The organism is Bifidobacterium pseudocatenulatum DSM 20438 = JCM 1200 = LMG 10505, assembly GCF_001025215.1.
Lineage (GTDB): Bacteria > Actinomycetota > Actinomycetes > Actinomycetales > Bifidobacteriaceae > Bifidobacterium > Bifidobacterium pseudocatenulatum.
In genome coordinates, this window is sequence record NZ_AP012330.1 from 538719 (window position 1) to 553111 (window position 14393).

Genomic DNA, 14393 nt, shown 5'->3' on the forward strand with positions numbered 1-14393 from the left:
CGTTTTCATTTCGATTTCTGCTTATGACTGGAGTGTTGCTGTTCCATGGATGATTCGGCTGAATACCGGCATGTGAAACGTCGTCGATACATCACGGTGGCGCTTTCCGTGGCGCTCACTACGGTATTGTGCGTTGGTTATGTCGTGGCCGACATTTTCGACAAGCTGCCGGGTGTTCTTACCCTGCAGGAGGTCGAACACATCACCGCCAAGACGCCGGGCAACGCCGTTCCTGCGGCAACGGTGATCGGAGGGCTTGACGCTTCAAAGACCGTGGACGCAGCTGCGGCGAAGGCGCTGATCAGCCAATTCGAAACGGCCGCCTCCGACTTCGGTGACGAATATGCCATCGCCATCGCCGATGCGGCCGGCAATGTGGTCGCCGAGCATGCTCTCGACAAGTCGTATACGCCGGCATCCACCATGAAAACGTTGACGGCATATGCGGTGGCGACCACGCTTGACATGGGCGAGACTCTGGACACGCAAACCTATCTGGAACAGCGCGAGGACGGCACTTCGCGATTGGTGCTCAAAGGCAATGGCGACATGCTGCTCGGTGCCGGTGCGTCCGATTCGTCGCATATCAATGGGCGTGCTGGATTGGGAACGCTTGCCGCGAACACGGCCCAAGCGTTACGTCAGCGGGGCATCACTTCCGTGACGCTTGTCTACGATGATTCCCTGTTCGGTAACGACCGTTGGCCAAGCGGCATCGCCGAACTCGATTCAAACCACGTGTACTACGCGCCGACCTCGTCCATGGCGGTGGACGGCGGGCGCAATTGGAACGGTGCCGATCCCGCCGATCCCGATATGTTCAGCACATATCCAGCTTTGAGCACGCAGCCAGCCCGCGAGGCCGCACAGGTGTTCGCGCAACGCTTGGCTGAACACGGCATTGCCGTGAACTCTTCCGTGGAACAGGGAACGGTCCCCGAGGGCACCAGTCCCATCGCGGCCGTGCGTTCCGCATCGCTGAATGAGATCATGGCGTTCATGCTTCGGCATTCCGACAATTCCTTGGCTGAGGAATTCGGCAGACTGCTGGCTTTGCATCTCGGCGCCGACAATTCGCCGACCGGGGCTGTGCGGTCAGTCGAACAGGTGCTGGTTCAGCAGGGAATCTCCACCGAAGGTCTCATCATGCTCAACTGTTCGGGTCTGTCCGAGGAGTCCAAACTCACCGCGCGTACCCTGCTTGAAGTGCAGCAACGCAACCTAACGAGCGGTGCCGGAGCTGCCGCTGCCGAAGGACTGTCGGTCGTGGGGTTCGTGGGCACTGCCGCGAATCGTTTGAACGATGACAACGAGGCTGGTCTCATCCGTGTCAAAACCGGCAGTTTGGGAGATGTGACCTCCATGACCGGCAATGTGTCGCGTCACAACGGAGGCGCGTTGAGCTTTGCCGTGATTGTCAATAATCCCGATGATTTCGAGGCCGCGAAATCCGCTATCGACACTTTTGTGGCCGCGCTGCCGAAGCTGTGATGCCATGGTGTATTCGTCTCGTTTGCGTAAGGGTGTCGGTGAGTTGCGGGCCGCGCTGAAATCGGCCGGATTTGGATTGCAGGATGCCCGATTCGCCCGCCATGGCGAGCACACGCCCGATGCGGACGCTCCTCTGATTATGGTGGCCTGTTCCGGTGGCCGCGATTCGATGGCGTTGGCTGCGGTTGCTGCGAAAACATGCGCTTCATTGGGATTGCGATGCGGGACGATTATCATCGACCATCAGTTGCAGCAAGGCTCTGCCGGGGTCGCGCAAACAACCGCCGATCGTTGTGTTGCGTTGGGTCTTGACCCAGTTCGTGTTCGTGCGATTGACGTACCCGACTCCCGCGGCATCGGTGTTGAGGCAGCGGCGCGTGAAGCACGCTACCATGCGATTGTCGACGCATGTTCCGACGCTTCGGCCGTGCTGCTGGCTCATACGAAAAACGATCAGGCGGAAACCGTGATCATCGGTTTGTTGCGTTCCTCGGGCCTCGATGCGGTTTGCGGTATGAACGGTTCCTTCATACGAGACGGGGTGCGTTTTCTACGCCCGTGGCTGAATATGACCCGCGAAGAAACCACCGGCATCTGCGAGGATCTGCGGCTTGCCTGGTGGGACGATCCCACAAATGGGCCGGATGTGGGGAATTCGGGCGGAAACGAGCCTCTTCCCGCGAACTATCCGCTGCGATCCCGAATACGGCACGATCTCATGCCATATCTTGAATCATTTGCGGGAAGCGACGTTGTGTCGAAACTTGCGCTTGGAGCGAGGCTTGCCGAAGACGATCGCGCATATCTTGACGGTGTGGCGCAACGCGTGTGCGAACAGGGCGTAACCGTGAACAACGGCGAGATAATCATCGACGCGCGTGCGTTGCAATCGCAAGACATTGCCATCAGAAGACGGGTGATTGTACGCTCGCTTGCAGAAGCAGGCATTTCGTGCATGGCACGGCAGGTTGAAGGAATCGACAGGCTGATCTGCGACTGGCACGGCCAGAAAGGTGTGAATCTTCCCAGCGGATATTCAGCATATCGCCAGAAACACGTCATTCGCGTGTGCCAAGATGGTGGGCATGCGAATCGCTGACGTACAAGAAGATATTGATCACGAGCTGATCAGCAAAGAAGAGATTGCCGACATCATCAACCATGCTGCTGCTCAGGCCAGTGAAGACTACCGTGGCAAGAACCCGCTGCTGGTTTGCGTGCTCAAGGGTGCAGTGAACACGCTTGCGGCGTTCTCACAGGCCATGAGCATCCAGGCGGAGATGGATTTCATGAGCTTGTCGAGCTACGGTTCCGGCACTCAATCGAGCGGCAAGATCACCGTGCGGCAGGATCTGTCCACCGATGTTCGCGGTCGTCACGTGCTTATTGTGGAAGACATTATCGATTCGGGCGTCACGTTGGCGTGGCTCGTCGATGAACTCAAGAGCCGCGGTGCCGCTTCCGTGGAGATTTTTGCGCTGTTGGAAAAGCCGGCGCGCCGTAAGGTGGATGTTCCTGTGAAATATAAGGGACGTGAGATTCCCGATGAATTCGTGGTCGGTTTCGGCTTGGATTATGACGAGCGATACCGCAACCTTGATTCGATCGCGGTGCTGAAGCCGGAAGTGTATGAAGGAGGTCAGGCATGAGTTTTCCTGGTCCGGGACAGTCGCCGAATAACAACGGCGGCGGCAATAACCCGTTCACCAATCCGTTTGGACGCAACAATAATGCCGGCAATGGCAAAGATTCCAACGGCAACGGCGATAAGTCCAACGGCAACGGATCCAATGGCGGTCCGCGTCCGTTCTGGCAGTCCCCATGGCTGTGGGTTGTGGTTGTGGCATTGCTTGCCGTGACCATGTTCCAGATTTTCGCCGGAACCGGTTCCCAGACCATCGACACCAAGGATGGTCTGCAGATCCTCAACGGCAACAATGTTGAATACGCGCAGATCGTAGACAACACCCAGCAGGTCAAGCTCAAGCTTAAGAGCGACTACTCCGCTACCAACCCTGATACCGGGCGTATGAAGAACTACGGCAAAAACGTGCAGTTCTACTACACGTACGCGCAGTCCGCGACCGTGGTCAAGGCCGTGCAGAAGGCTGATCCGGTCAAGGGCTGGACGGCGACCATGCAGCAGAGCAGCATTTGGACGTATCTGCTGACCTCGCTACTGCCGTTCCTCATTATCTTTGGTCTGTTCTGGTTCATGATGAGCCGTATGGGCGGTGCCGGCGGCATGTTCGGTATGGGCGGTAAGAAGAACAGCGGCAAGCTGCTCGAAGGCCAGACTCCGACCACCAAGTTCGCCGACGTGGCCGGCGAAGAGGCTGCCGTACAGGAAGTCGAAGAAATCAAGGACTTCCTGAAGGATCCGTCTCGTTACAAGGCTTTGGGCGCCCGTATTCCGCGTGGCGTGCTGTTGTATGGTCCTCCAGGTACCGGTAAGACGCTGCTGGCACGAGCCATCGCGGGCGAGGCCGGCGTGCCTTTCTATTCCATGGCAGGCTCCGACTTCGTGGAAATGTTCGTGGGCCTTGGCGCATCCCGTGTGCGCGACCTGTTCGATGAGGCCAAGAAGAACGCTCCGGCCATCATCTTCATCGATGAGATCGATGCCGTCGGTCGTAAGCGTGGCGGTTCCGGTATGAGCGGTGGCCACGACGAACGTGAGCAGACGCTGAACCAGCTGCTAGTTGAGATGGACGGCTTCAATAACGATACCAATCTGATCATCATCGCCGCGACCAACCGCCCCGACGTGCTTGATCCGGCACTGCTTCGTCCGGGCCGTTTCGACCGTCAGGTGGCCGTCGAAGCGCCTGATTTGGAAGGCCGCGAGGCTATTTTGAAGGTGCATGCCAAGGGCAAGCCGTTCGTGCCTGACGTCGATCTGCATATGATTGCCGTGCGTACGCCGGGCTTCACCGGCGCCGATCTGGCCAATGTGCTGAACGAAGCTGCATTGTTGTGCGCCCGCGCCGGTGCGCAGCTGATCGACAATCGTGCCATCGATGAGGCCATCGACCGCGTGCAGGCGGGCCCGAAGCGCCGTTCCAAGGGCATGGCGCTCGACGAACTGCGCAACACCGCATACCACGAGGGCGGTCACGCGCTGGTGGCAGCCGCCATGAACGATACCGATCCGGTCACCAAGGTCACCATTCTGCCGCGTGGCCGTGCGCTTGGCTACACCGCGGTAATGCCTACCGAAGATCGTTATTCCATGTCGCGCAACCAGCTGCTCGACCAGATGGCGTACGCTATGGGCGGTCGTACCGCGGAAGAGGTCGTGTTCCACGATCCGACCACCGGTGCTTCCAACGACATCGAAAAGGCGACGAACATCGCACGTCAGATGGTGCTTGACTACGGTTTCTCCGACAAACTGGGTGCCATCAAGTGGTCTGATGACGAGCAGAGCGACCTTGGATCGCTGAACCACAAGTATTCCGCACGCACCGCCGAAATCATCGACGAAGAAGTGCTCAAACTGGTGGAAACCGCGCATACCGAAGCGTGGAACGTCATCAACGAGAATCGTGAGATTCTTGACGAGCTTGTACGTCAGCTGCTCGTCAAGGAAACACTCAACGAAAAGGAGCTCGCGGAAATCTTCGCTAATGTCAAGAAGGCACCGAAGCGTGAAGTGTGGCTGAGTGACAGCAAGCGCCCGGATTCCGACATTCCGCCGGTTCCGATTCCCGAATCCCTGAAGAAAAGCGCAGGATTGACCAACTGATGAGTGATACCGAAGCATTCGATACCCTCTTCGATGACAAGGCCCGTGCCGCCCATACGGCCGGGCCTGTCGGCTATGACGAGGAAGGCGTGCGCCAGGCGGTACGTCTGTTTTTAAAATCCATTGGCGAAGATCCGGACCGTGAAGGCCTGCTCGACACCCCAGACCGTATCGGGCGTGCTTGCAAGGAGCTGTTCGCAGGCCTTGGCCACGGCCCCGAGGAAGTGCTCAAAACCAAGTTCAAAGTCGATACTGACGAAATGGTGCTGGTACGCGATATTGAACTCTTCTCGGTATGCGAACACCACCTGCTGCCGTTCCATGGCGTGGCCCATGTCGGCTATATTCCGTCAAACGGCCAAGTGGCGGGCTTAAGCAAGCTTGCCCGACTGGTGGAACTGTATGCCCGACGTCCGCAAGTGCAGGAACGCCTCACCCAACAGGTGGCCGACGCGCTGATGGAAGGCATCGAAGCACGTGGCGTGATCGTGGTCACCGAATGCGACCACATGTGCATGGCCATGCGTGGCGTAAAGAAGGCGCAATCGCGCACGGTCACGTCGGCGGTGCGCGGCTGCATGCGAGACGCGACGACGCGAGCCGAAGCCATGAGCCTGATCCTGTCGCAGCATTCGTGATCGACGCGGCCGCAGCAAGTCGAATCGTAAATAACAATAACCGGATATAGGAGGGGAAACCGGATGACCATTGATATGAAAGCGATTCATGATAGTGACCGTACTCTGGTGATGGGCGTGCTCAACATTACGGAGGATTCGTTCTCCGATGGAGGGCTGTGGCTCGATCCCGCGAATGCGAAAGCGCACGGCGAGGCGATGATGAAGGATGGGGCTGACATCATCGACATCGGTGCCGAATCCACTCGCCCCGGAGCCAAACGCGTCAGTGAGGAAGATGAGCAAACCCGCGTGCTAGGTGCCGTGGATACGTTGATTCCGGAAGGTACGGTGCTGTCAATCGACACCACACGCGCATCGGTGGCTCGCATGGCGTTGGAGCATGGTGCGCAAATCATCAACGATGTGTCCGGCGGTCGGCTGGACCGCGAAGTGCCCCATGTGGTGGCCGAGCATTCGGAAAGCCTTTACATTGTGCAGCATTGGCGCGGCTGGCTTGCCGGCTCCGCAGGCGACGTGCCTGACGCTGATACGTCCGTGTACGCCAATGGCGTGGTGGATGACGTGTATGACGAACTCATGAAGCAGGTCGACGACGTGCTTCAGGCAGGCGTCTCACCGTCACAAATCATCATCGATCCGGGTCTTGGATTCTCCAAACCGAGCGTCGAGCATAACTTCCCGCTGATGACGGCATTGGAGAGGTTCAATACTACCGGGTATCCGGTGCTGATTGGAGCCTCGCGCAAACGATTCGTCGGCGCGGCGCTTGCCGATGCTGGTATTGACAAGCCAAACATGGATAGCAAAGACAATGCGACCGCCGCCATCAGCGCCCTATGTGCCGAACATGGAGCGTGGGCCGTGCGCGTGCATGACGTGAAGAAAAGCCGCGATGCGGTGGCGATCGGCAACGCGTGGCGTGCCTTCGCTAACGACTGATGCACGGTGCTCGCATACGTCGTGCGTTCCCGACAGCGTAGGTGCGGCAACGCATTTCCACCATTAAACCTTGAGATATGCAAAGAAAGGCTGGCATGGATCAGATTCGATTGACTGGCGTTCGCGCGGTCGGCAAACACGGAGTGCTTGATTTCGAACATGAGCGTGCGCAAACGTTCGTTGTCGACGCCACGTTGTTTCTTGATCTTGCGCCAGCCGGGTATTCCGACGACCTGCGGGACACCGTCGATTACGGTGCCATCGCCAAAGGAATAGTCGCCATCATCGAAGGCGAACATGTCGATCTCATTGAAAAACTCGCTGATCGCATCGCCAGCATGATTCTTGAATATCCTGCCGTGGCACAGACGCAGGTGACCGTGCACAAGCCGAGCGCGCCAATCGTCGTACCATTCGACGACGTGAGCGTAACCGTGGAACGTTCCCGTGAAACAACTTCGGCTGCATCGCAAGTGCATCATGCCATTATTGCCATGGGTGGTAACCAAGGCGATGTGGCGGCCACCTTGCGTGACGCGGTGCGTTCGATCGACGGACTGGCATCCACTCAGGTTACGGGCGTTTCGCCGCTGTACCGTACTGATGCGTGGGGTATGCCCGATGGTACCCCCGATTTTTACAATGCGGTTGTTTCTGTGACCACTAAACTGTCGGCAATGGAACTGCTGCGAGGACTGCAGCGCATCGAAGTCGAACATGGTCGAGTGCGTACTGACCATTGGACTTCGCGCACACTTGATCTGGATATCATCGATTTTGACGGGCAGAGCAACGATGATCCGGATCTGACGCTGCCTCACCCCCGTGCATGGCAGCGTGCGTTTGTGCTGGGGCCGTGGCTGGCACTCGAGCCGGACGCTGAATTGTCGGGTGAACATGCCGGTTCCGTGGCCCAGCTATTGCACGAGGCATCCGACCGCGACCATATCGACGAAATCGCTGATGATTGGATGGTGGGAAGCCCGACCGGCTACGGTATCGACGACCTTGCCTGCGATGCCAATAATGCGGGCGATGCGGATGATATGGACGAAGCGTATGGTGCGATCGATTCCAGCGATCTGCCGGAAGGAACCGCCGCAGCCAAAGCGGCGGCACTTGCTTCTGCACAGCTAGAACCCGCATCGAAACGTGCGGTGATCTCACTCGATAGCCCAGCAACCGATGCCGAACAGCAGTTCCGCATGGCCATCGTCACGTTGGACGGCATTCCCGGCAACCAAGTCGAGGGCATCTCACCCCTCTACCATGTGAGCCAACTCGACGGACTCCCCGACAAAATGGCTGCGGTAATCCAGATTTCCACGCGCATGGGCGCCCATGATCTGATCGAAGCATTAGGCAATGTGGAAGCCTCCATTGGCGAAGACCTTGATCTCGACCTGATCGACATGGAAGGCGTGGAATGCGACGAACCCGACTGCAAGGTGCCGTGGCCCACCGCACGCAATCATGCCGCAGTGCTTGCGCCATGGCTCGACATGGATCCCGATGCACGACTGGGTAAGGATCCGGTATCATTCCTGCTAGCCATGGCCCCCGATGCCGCGCAGGTGGGACTGCTGACCGACAATTGGATTATCGGAGGTACGCTATGAAAGCGCGCAGAACCCCTTGGTGGTGCTACGTTCTCGCTGCCGCATTAGGATTGCTTGCCGGAATAGGATTGGCGAAATATGGCGAGATTTCAGGTTTTCCATTGGTCGGCGCTCCATGGATTGTGCCCGTGGTGTTGGCGATTCTGGGATTCGTCGTGCTTTATATGGCATTGCAGATCCACAAATACACCACCACAGATCCCGAAAAACGCGCGCAGCTGAAACCTTTGGACCCGCAGAAGGCGTTCGCCACACTGGTGTCGTGCAAAGCGTTGGGCGTGGCAGGAGCGTCGTTAGCCGGCTGGTATGGTGGGCAGCTCATCATGAGCCTGCCGCATGGTGAGGCAGCGTTCTACAGCCAAGCCATCCTCGAATGCGCGATCGCGGCAATCGTATGCATAATCGATATGATCATTGGCATTGTGGGGGAGTGGCTGTGCCAAATCCCACCAATCGACGGCCCGGAAAGTCCGAAAATGAAAACGGCCACGCAACGCAATCGTTACGCGGCCGCGGCTACCAAATCAGCGACACAATCGAAAGTCTGATTACCTCACTTCTTCAGATCCTCTTCGGGAACGCGAAGCATCACCTCCTGTGTCATGCAGGCAACAAGCTCACCATCCTGCGTATACACCTTCGCCTGACCCAAGCCACGGCCGTGAGCTGCAGTAGGCGTATCCTGCACATACAAATGCCACTGAGTGATATCAATATCGCGATACCACCACATCGAATGATCGATCGAAGCGAACGAAATACCAGGCGTGGCAATACTCAACCCAGCGCGACGTAACACCGGCTCCAACATCACCTGATCGCAGCCCATCGCCAACATCGCACGATGCATAACCTGCGGAACATCAACCGTGCCGTCAGCCTTCATCCACACCATCTGTTTACCGGAATCATTGCTGGCGCTCTTCTTATCGGCACCCAACATAATCGTGCGCGTCACATGACGAATGTCGAACGGCGACTTTTCCGCATAATATTTGGCAAACGAAGACTTCTCGGCAAATGGTTCCATAAGCTGCTTCGCGCTGGTCAACGCTTCCGGCTCCGGCACACCCTCCGGCATCGGATCAGCGAACTCAACACCCTCCTGACCCTGCTCCTGAAAACTGGCGATGGCGGTAAGAATCGAACCCTGAGCCTGCGTGACATTTACACGACGAGCTGAAAACGAGCGGCCATCACGCAGATTCTCCACATCAAACAGCAAATCCTGACGAATATCACCGGCAGAAATGAAATAGCCATGAATCGAATTCGGCAGGCGAGACGGCGACACCGTTTTGGATGCGGCCATCATAGCCTGCGCAATCACCTGACCGCCATACACGCGGCCAGTGGGGAAATACAGGCTTTCACCATTCACATACATATGATTGCGGTACATGGACGGCGTGCCCAGTTGAAGCACCTTTGCTAACCGTTGCAATGGTGTGATTGCCGTTTCTGTCATGACACTCCTCGATTCTTTTGAGTCGTATAGGTAACGCTTCGTTCCGGATTCGAGTCTACGCAAGGGCGGTAAATTTCGCCGGATTGTTTTGTAACGAATGCGTGAGAAGCGTGAACGGCAGGTAATCGTCAAACGATTCGCATACGGCAAAGCGCCGCACTTCGTAACGAAGCACGGCGCTTTACTGAAATATGGGGTTAACCGGCCCTGCAATTATGGCCTTGCTTTGCAAGGCTCATTGTTACCCTCGTTCGGTTCTCGCCTCACTCAGGTTGACCCTACGAACAGTCCACTGGACTGTTCGCTTAACAGGTCAGCCTGTGGCCCTGCAATTACGGTCTTGCTTCGCAAGGCTCATTGTTGCCTTCGTTCGGCTGTCGCCTCACTCAGACTAAGCCTACAGACAGTCCATAGGACTGTCTGCTTAACGGCTTAGCGGGTCAGCTTGCGATGGAGACGGTGGGGGCGAGCCGCGTCTTCGCCAAGACGAGCGATACGGTTCTCCTGATAGGCCTGGAAGTTGCCTTCGAACCAGTACCACTTGGCCGGATTCTCATCATCGCCTTCCCACGCGAGAATATGCGTGGCCACACGGTCGAGGAACCAACGGTCGTGAGAGATCACCACAGCGCAGCCCGGGAAGCCGAGCAGTGCGTTTTCAAGCGATTCAAGGGTTTCAACATCAAGATCGTTGGTCGGTTCGTCGAGCAGCAGCAGGTTGCCGCCCTGCTTCAGAGTCAAAGCAAGATTCAGACGATTGCGTTCACCACCGGACAGCACGCCGGTGAGCTTCTGCTGGTCGGAACCCTTGAAACCGAAGGACGCCACATACGCGCGGGTCGGCACTTCAACGCCGGCAACCTCGATGAAGTCAAGACCGTCAGACACGGCCTCCCACAGGTTTTTATTCGGGTCAAGACCAGCACGATTCTGATCGACATAGCTGATCTGCACGGTCTCACCGATCTTCAGTGAGCCAGACGTCAACGGTTCAAGGCCGACAATGGTCTTGAACAGGGTGGACTTACCCACGCCGTTCGGGCCGATCACGCCGACAATGCCGTTACGCGGCAGCGTGAAGCTCAAATCGTCGATGAGCACGCGGTCGCCGAACGCCTTGTGAATATGCTCGGCTTCCAGCACAGTAGAGCCCAGACGCGGACCAGCCGGAATCTGAATCTCGGAGAAGTCAAGCTTCTTATTGTTACGAGCCTCCTGCTCCATCTGGTCGTAACGTTCCAGACGAGCCTTGTTCTTAGCCTGACGGGCCTTCGGCGAAGAACGCACCCAATCAAGTTCGCTCTTCAAGCGCTTGGCGAGCTTGGCGTCCTTGGCGCCCTGGATCTCCATACGCTTGGCCTTCGTCTCCAAGTACGTGGTGTAGTTGCCCTTATACGGGTACAGCTGACCACGGTCGACCTCGCAGATCCACTCAGCCACGTTATCCATGAAGTAACGATCGTGGGTAACGGCGATGACGGCACCCTTGTACTGGTGCAGGAACTGCTCCAACCACAGAATCGACTCGGCATCAAGATGGTTGGTAGGCTCGTCAAGCAGCAGCAGATCAGGAGCTTCCAGCAGCAGCTTGCACAATGCCACACGACGGCGTTCGCCACCGGAGCACACCGTCACCGGAGTATCCGGATCCGGGCACTGCAGAGCATCCATAGCCTGCTCAAGCTGAGAATCAAGATCCCAACCGTTTGCGGCATCGATATCGTTCTGCAGCTTGCCCATCTCATCCATCAAAGCATCGAAATCGGCATCCGGATTGGCCATCTCTTCGCCAATCTGATTGAAACGAGCCACCTTTTCAGCGATCTCACCGAACGCCATCTTGATGTTCTCGCCAACAGTCTTGGTGTCATCCAGCGGCGGTTCCTGCTGCAGAATGCCGACGGTATAACCCGGAGTCAAAGAAGCTTCGCCATTAGACACGGTGTCGAGTCCGGCCATGATCTTCAGCAGCGTGGACTTACCCATGCCGTTCGGGCCAACAACGCCAATCTTCGCGCCTGGCAGGAAGCTCAAAGTCACGTCATCGAGAATCACACGGTCGCCGAAGGCCTTGCGGGCCTTGATCATCTGGTAAATGAATTCAGCCAATGTTGTGTTCCATCCTTAAGAAACGTTGGAATTCCAGCGTGTTGCATGAGCGGTCAACGGAAACTCAATCAAGGATTCCGGAACGCAACCCACGCACAATACCGTGCATAATTATCCCATACCCCATCTACACGGCGGTATGGGCGAAAGTCGTGCGCTCAGGCAGTAAGCGGAAGCAGCAGATGCTCATGCAAAGCAGGACGAACGATATTGTCGAAATCGCCAGATTCCGGGCATTGAATCGCAACAACCAAACCCTGCTTCGGCAAAACCGTAGTGATCTGACCGTACGCACCATCCGCACGATATGCCTCCTCATAAGGCGACATCCAGAACTGATAGCCATAACCGCACGTCCAAATATTGCTGTACGGAGTGTCGATCTGCTTGCCGGAAGCCTGCTTGACCCACGATTCGCTGACAATGCGCGTGCCATGCCAAGTGCCATCATTCAAATAGACCTGGCCAAGTTTCAACATATTTGCAAGCGACATGTAGATCCCGCCGCCTGCAATCGGATGACCTTGCGGGTCACATTCCCAAACAGGCCAACCCTGATCCAACTTGGAAAAAATCATGCCATACAAATACTCGCCAAGACGCATGCCGGCAGCCTGCTCCAACATGCGGCCCGCTAAATCAGAATCCGCAGACGAATAGCAGAACGTGCTGCCGGGCTCCGCCTCAACCCTGCGAGAGAACATGTACCGTAAATAATCAGGCGCACCAACACCACTGCGCCGGTCAGGGTTCATCAAATACGCATGATTGAAACCGCTCGACATAGTCAGCAAGTGCCTCAGCGTGATCTGACCCAACTCCAGTTGCGCATCGGAGGGAACATACTCGGGGAACGAGTCGACCAATCGCGAATCGAGCGACAGCAAGCCATCTTCAATCGCAATGCCGATAGCCGTCGAAACATAACTTTTCGTATGGGAATAAATATTACGATCCTGGTCGGGAACGAAATGACGTTCCGCGATAATGGCGTCGCCATCCGCAATCGCAACGGCTTCGACGGGCAGGGACTCGCTTTCAATGAGTTTGACGAAATCGTTGAACATATTGATGGCACCCATGAAATCTCCTTTGACACTGCCTTACGGTGCATTACGGAAACTGTAACGTAAGGCGGTTACGTACGATTGTTACATCAAACGATTTTTCCTAAGCCTGTCGCTAGATGGAGCGCCCGAAAAACCGCTAGGTGCCATGCCTGAAAAAGTCGTTAAATGATAATGCCTTCGCAATGATCGATCTCGTGCTGGATGATTTGCGCGGTGAAACCAGTGAATGTGGCATGACGCTCGCGGAACTTGCGATCCGCATACGAGACCTCAATGCGCTGGAAGCGGACCGTGCGGCGCTCGCCTTTGAGGGACAGACAGCCTTCGGAGGCGTCGTAGGCGCCGTCTTTCGCAGTGATCGTCGGGTTGAACATTACGAAGATGCGATCGCCGAAATCCTCGTCCACGAATGCAATGATGCGCTTCGAGACGCCGATCATGTTTGCGGCCATGCCGACGCAGCCGTTGCGGTGTGCATCGAGAGTGTCTTTGAGATCCTGCGCGACGGCAAGATCCTCGGGCGTATTGAGCGCCTCCGCCGACGGCTGGCTCAAAAACGGAATGGACGTCATGATTTCGCGCTGCATGTGATGTTTCCTCTCGCTGGTTCCTTTGCTGGTCTGCCAACATTGTATGGCGTTATTGTGCGACGCCGTACGGCGATGGGACGGATGGCCGGTTCGCGCCTATCCTTTTACGGAATGTCTCGTGGCGATTTTGAAATGTGGGACCGCAATCGACGCAATATGCTTGGAACCATGGATGACATGCCTCAATATCGGAAATACATGACGCAGGCGCTGGAACTGGCCCATAAGGGAGCCGGTTGGGTGAATCCGAATCCGTTGGTCGGCACGGTGGTGGTCCGCGACGGCGAGATTCTCGCAGCCGGATACCACGACCGCTACCGCGGACCGCATGCGGAACGCATGGCCTTCGACTACGCCGACGAGCATGGTGCCGACATGCATGGAGCCACGGTCATCGACACTCTCGAACCTTGCTGCCATGTCGGATCGCAGCCGGCATGCACCGATCTAATTCTTTCGCACGGCATAACGCGCGTCGTGGTCGGTTCGATCGATCCGAATCCCATCGTGGCCGGCAAAGGACTTCGCATTCTTGAGGAAAACGGTGTGGAAGTGGTATATGACGTGATGCGGGCTGAATGCGACGCCATCAATCGCCATTTCTTCCACTACATCACCACAGGAATGGGGGTGCGGACGAAATGTTGATAAATCAACGTTTTTTAGACCCTTTTTCCTATTTGACAAATGATTTAACTATAGCTATTATGTGCTTCGT

At 56.6% G+C, this 14393-nt stretch carries 13 protein-coding genes; 9 read left to right on the forward strand and 4 right to left on the reverse strand.

Annotated elements, in window-relative coordinates; translation table 11 throughout:
* Window positions 1-45 precede the first annotated feature (45 nt).
* From BBPC_RS02215 to BBPC_RS02250, 8 genes are all read left to right on the forward strand, one after another.
* Window positions 46-1491, forward strand: a complete 1446-nt coding sequence (locus BBPC_RS02215; RefSeq protein ID WP_004219861.1) for a D-alanyl-D-alanine carboxypeptidase/D-alanyl-D-alanine-endopeptidase — start codon at window positions 46-48, stop codon at window positions 1489-1491.
* Window positions 1492-1495: 4 nt separating this feature from the next.
* The gene (tilS, locus tag BBPC_RS02220) at window positions 1496-2590 is read left to right on the forward strand and encodes a tRNA lysidine(34) synthetase TilS (protein WP_004219859.1); all 1095 of its coding nucleotides are present in this window, start codon (window positions 1496-1498) and stop codon (window positions 2588-2590) included.
* Entirely contained in the window at window positions 2577-3140 is a 564-nt protein-coding gene (gene hpt / locus BBPC_RS02225) for a hypoxanthine phosphoribosyltransferase (RefSeq protein ID WP_172620094.1), read from the forward strand. Before tilS ends, hpt begins: the two co-directional genes overlap by 14 nt.
* On the forward strand, window positions 3137-5239 hold the full coding sequence (gene ftsH, locus BBPC_RS02230) for an ATP-dependent zinc metalloprotease FtsH (protein WP_003835622.1): 2103 nt from the start codon (window positions 3137-3139) through the stop codon (window positions 5237-5239). Before hpt ends, ftsH begins: the two co-directional genes overlap by 4 nt.
* Window positions 5239-5877 (forward strand): GTP cyclohydrolase I FolE, encoded by a 639-nt coding sequence (gene folE / locus BBPC_RS02235; RefSeq protein ID WP_003835624.1) that lies wholly within the window; start codon window positions 5239-5241, stop codon window positions 5875-5877. Before ftsH ends, folE begins: the two co-directional genes overlap by 1 nt.
* 63 nt (window positions 5878-5940) lie before the next feature.
* A complete protein-coding gene (folP, locus tag BBPC_RS02240) occupies window positions 5941-6819 on the forward strand; it encodes a dihydropteroate synthase (RefSeq protein WP_004219858.1) in 879 nt (292 codons plus the stop codon).
* A gap of 95 nt (window positions 6820-6914) precedes the next feature.
* Window positions 6915-8438, forward strand: coding sequence for a 2-amino-4-hydroxy-6-hydroxymethyldihydropteridine diphosphokinase (gene folK, locus BBPC_RS02245; protein WP_033524217.1), 1524 nt, complete (start codon window positions 6915-6917; stop codon window positions 8436-8438).
* A complete protein-coding gene (locus BBPC_RS02250) occupies window positions 8435-8986 on the forward strand; it encodes a DUF3180 domain-containing protein (protein ID WP_003835630.1) in 552 nt (183 codons plus the stop codon). Before folK ends, BBPC_RS02250 begins: the two co-directional genes overlap by 4 nt.
* 5 nt (window positions 8987-8991) lie before the next feature.
* Here the strand turns inward: BBPC_RS02250 and BBPC_RS02255 are convergent, their stop codons facing one another.
* From BBPC_RS02255 to BBPC_RS02270, 4 genes are all read right to left on the reverse strand, one after another.
* Window positions 8992-9906, reverse strand: coding sequence for an acyl-CoA thioesterase (locus tag BBPC_RS02255; protein ID WP_003835632.1), 915 nt, complete (start codon window positions 9904-9906; stop codon window positions 8992-8994).
* Window positions 9907-10338: 432 nt separating this feature from the next.
* Window positions 10339-12015, reverse strand: coding sequence for an energy-dependent translational throttle protein EttA (gene ettA, locus BBPC_RS02260; protein ID WP_033524218.1), 1677 nt, complete (start codon window positions 12013-12015; stop codon window positions 10339-10341).
* A gap of 158 nt (window positions 12016-12173) precedes the next feature.
* Complete coding sequence (locus BBPC_RS02265; RefSeq protein ID WP_004219846.1) at window positions 12174-13097, reverse strand: serine hydrolase domain-containing protein; 924 nt, start codon at window positions 13095-13097, stop codon at window positions 12174-12176.
* 149 nt (window positions 13098-13246) lie between these two features.
* Window positions 13247-13672, reverse strand: coding sequence for a peptide deformylase (locus BBPC_RS02270; RefSeq protein ID WP_004219841.1), 426 nt, complete (start codon window positions 13670-13672; stop codon window positions 13247-13249).
* Window positions 13673-13852: 180 nt separating this feature from the next.
* Here BBPC_RS02270 and BBPC_RS02275 point away from each other — a divergent pair, with 180 nt between their 5' ends.
* Window positions 13853-14323 carry a bifunctional diaminohydroxyphosphoribosylaminopyrimidine deaminase/5-amino-6-(5-phosphoribosylamino)uracil reductase RibD gene (locus BBPC_RS02275; RefSeq protein WP_231857843.1) on the forward strand — a complete coding sequence of 157 codons (471 nt, stop codon included), beginning with the start codon at window positions 13853-13855 and terminating at the stop codon, window positions 14321-14323.
* Window positions 14324-14393 lie beyond the last annotated feature (70 nt).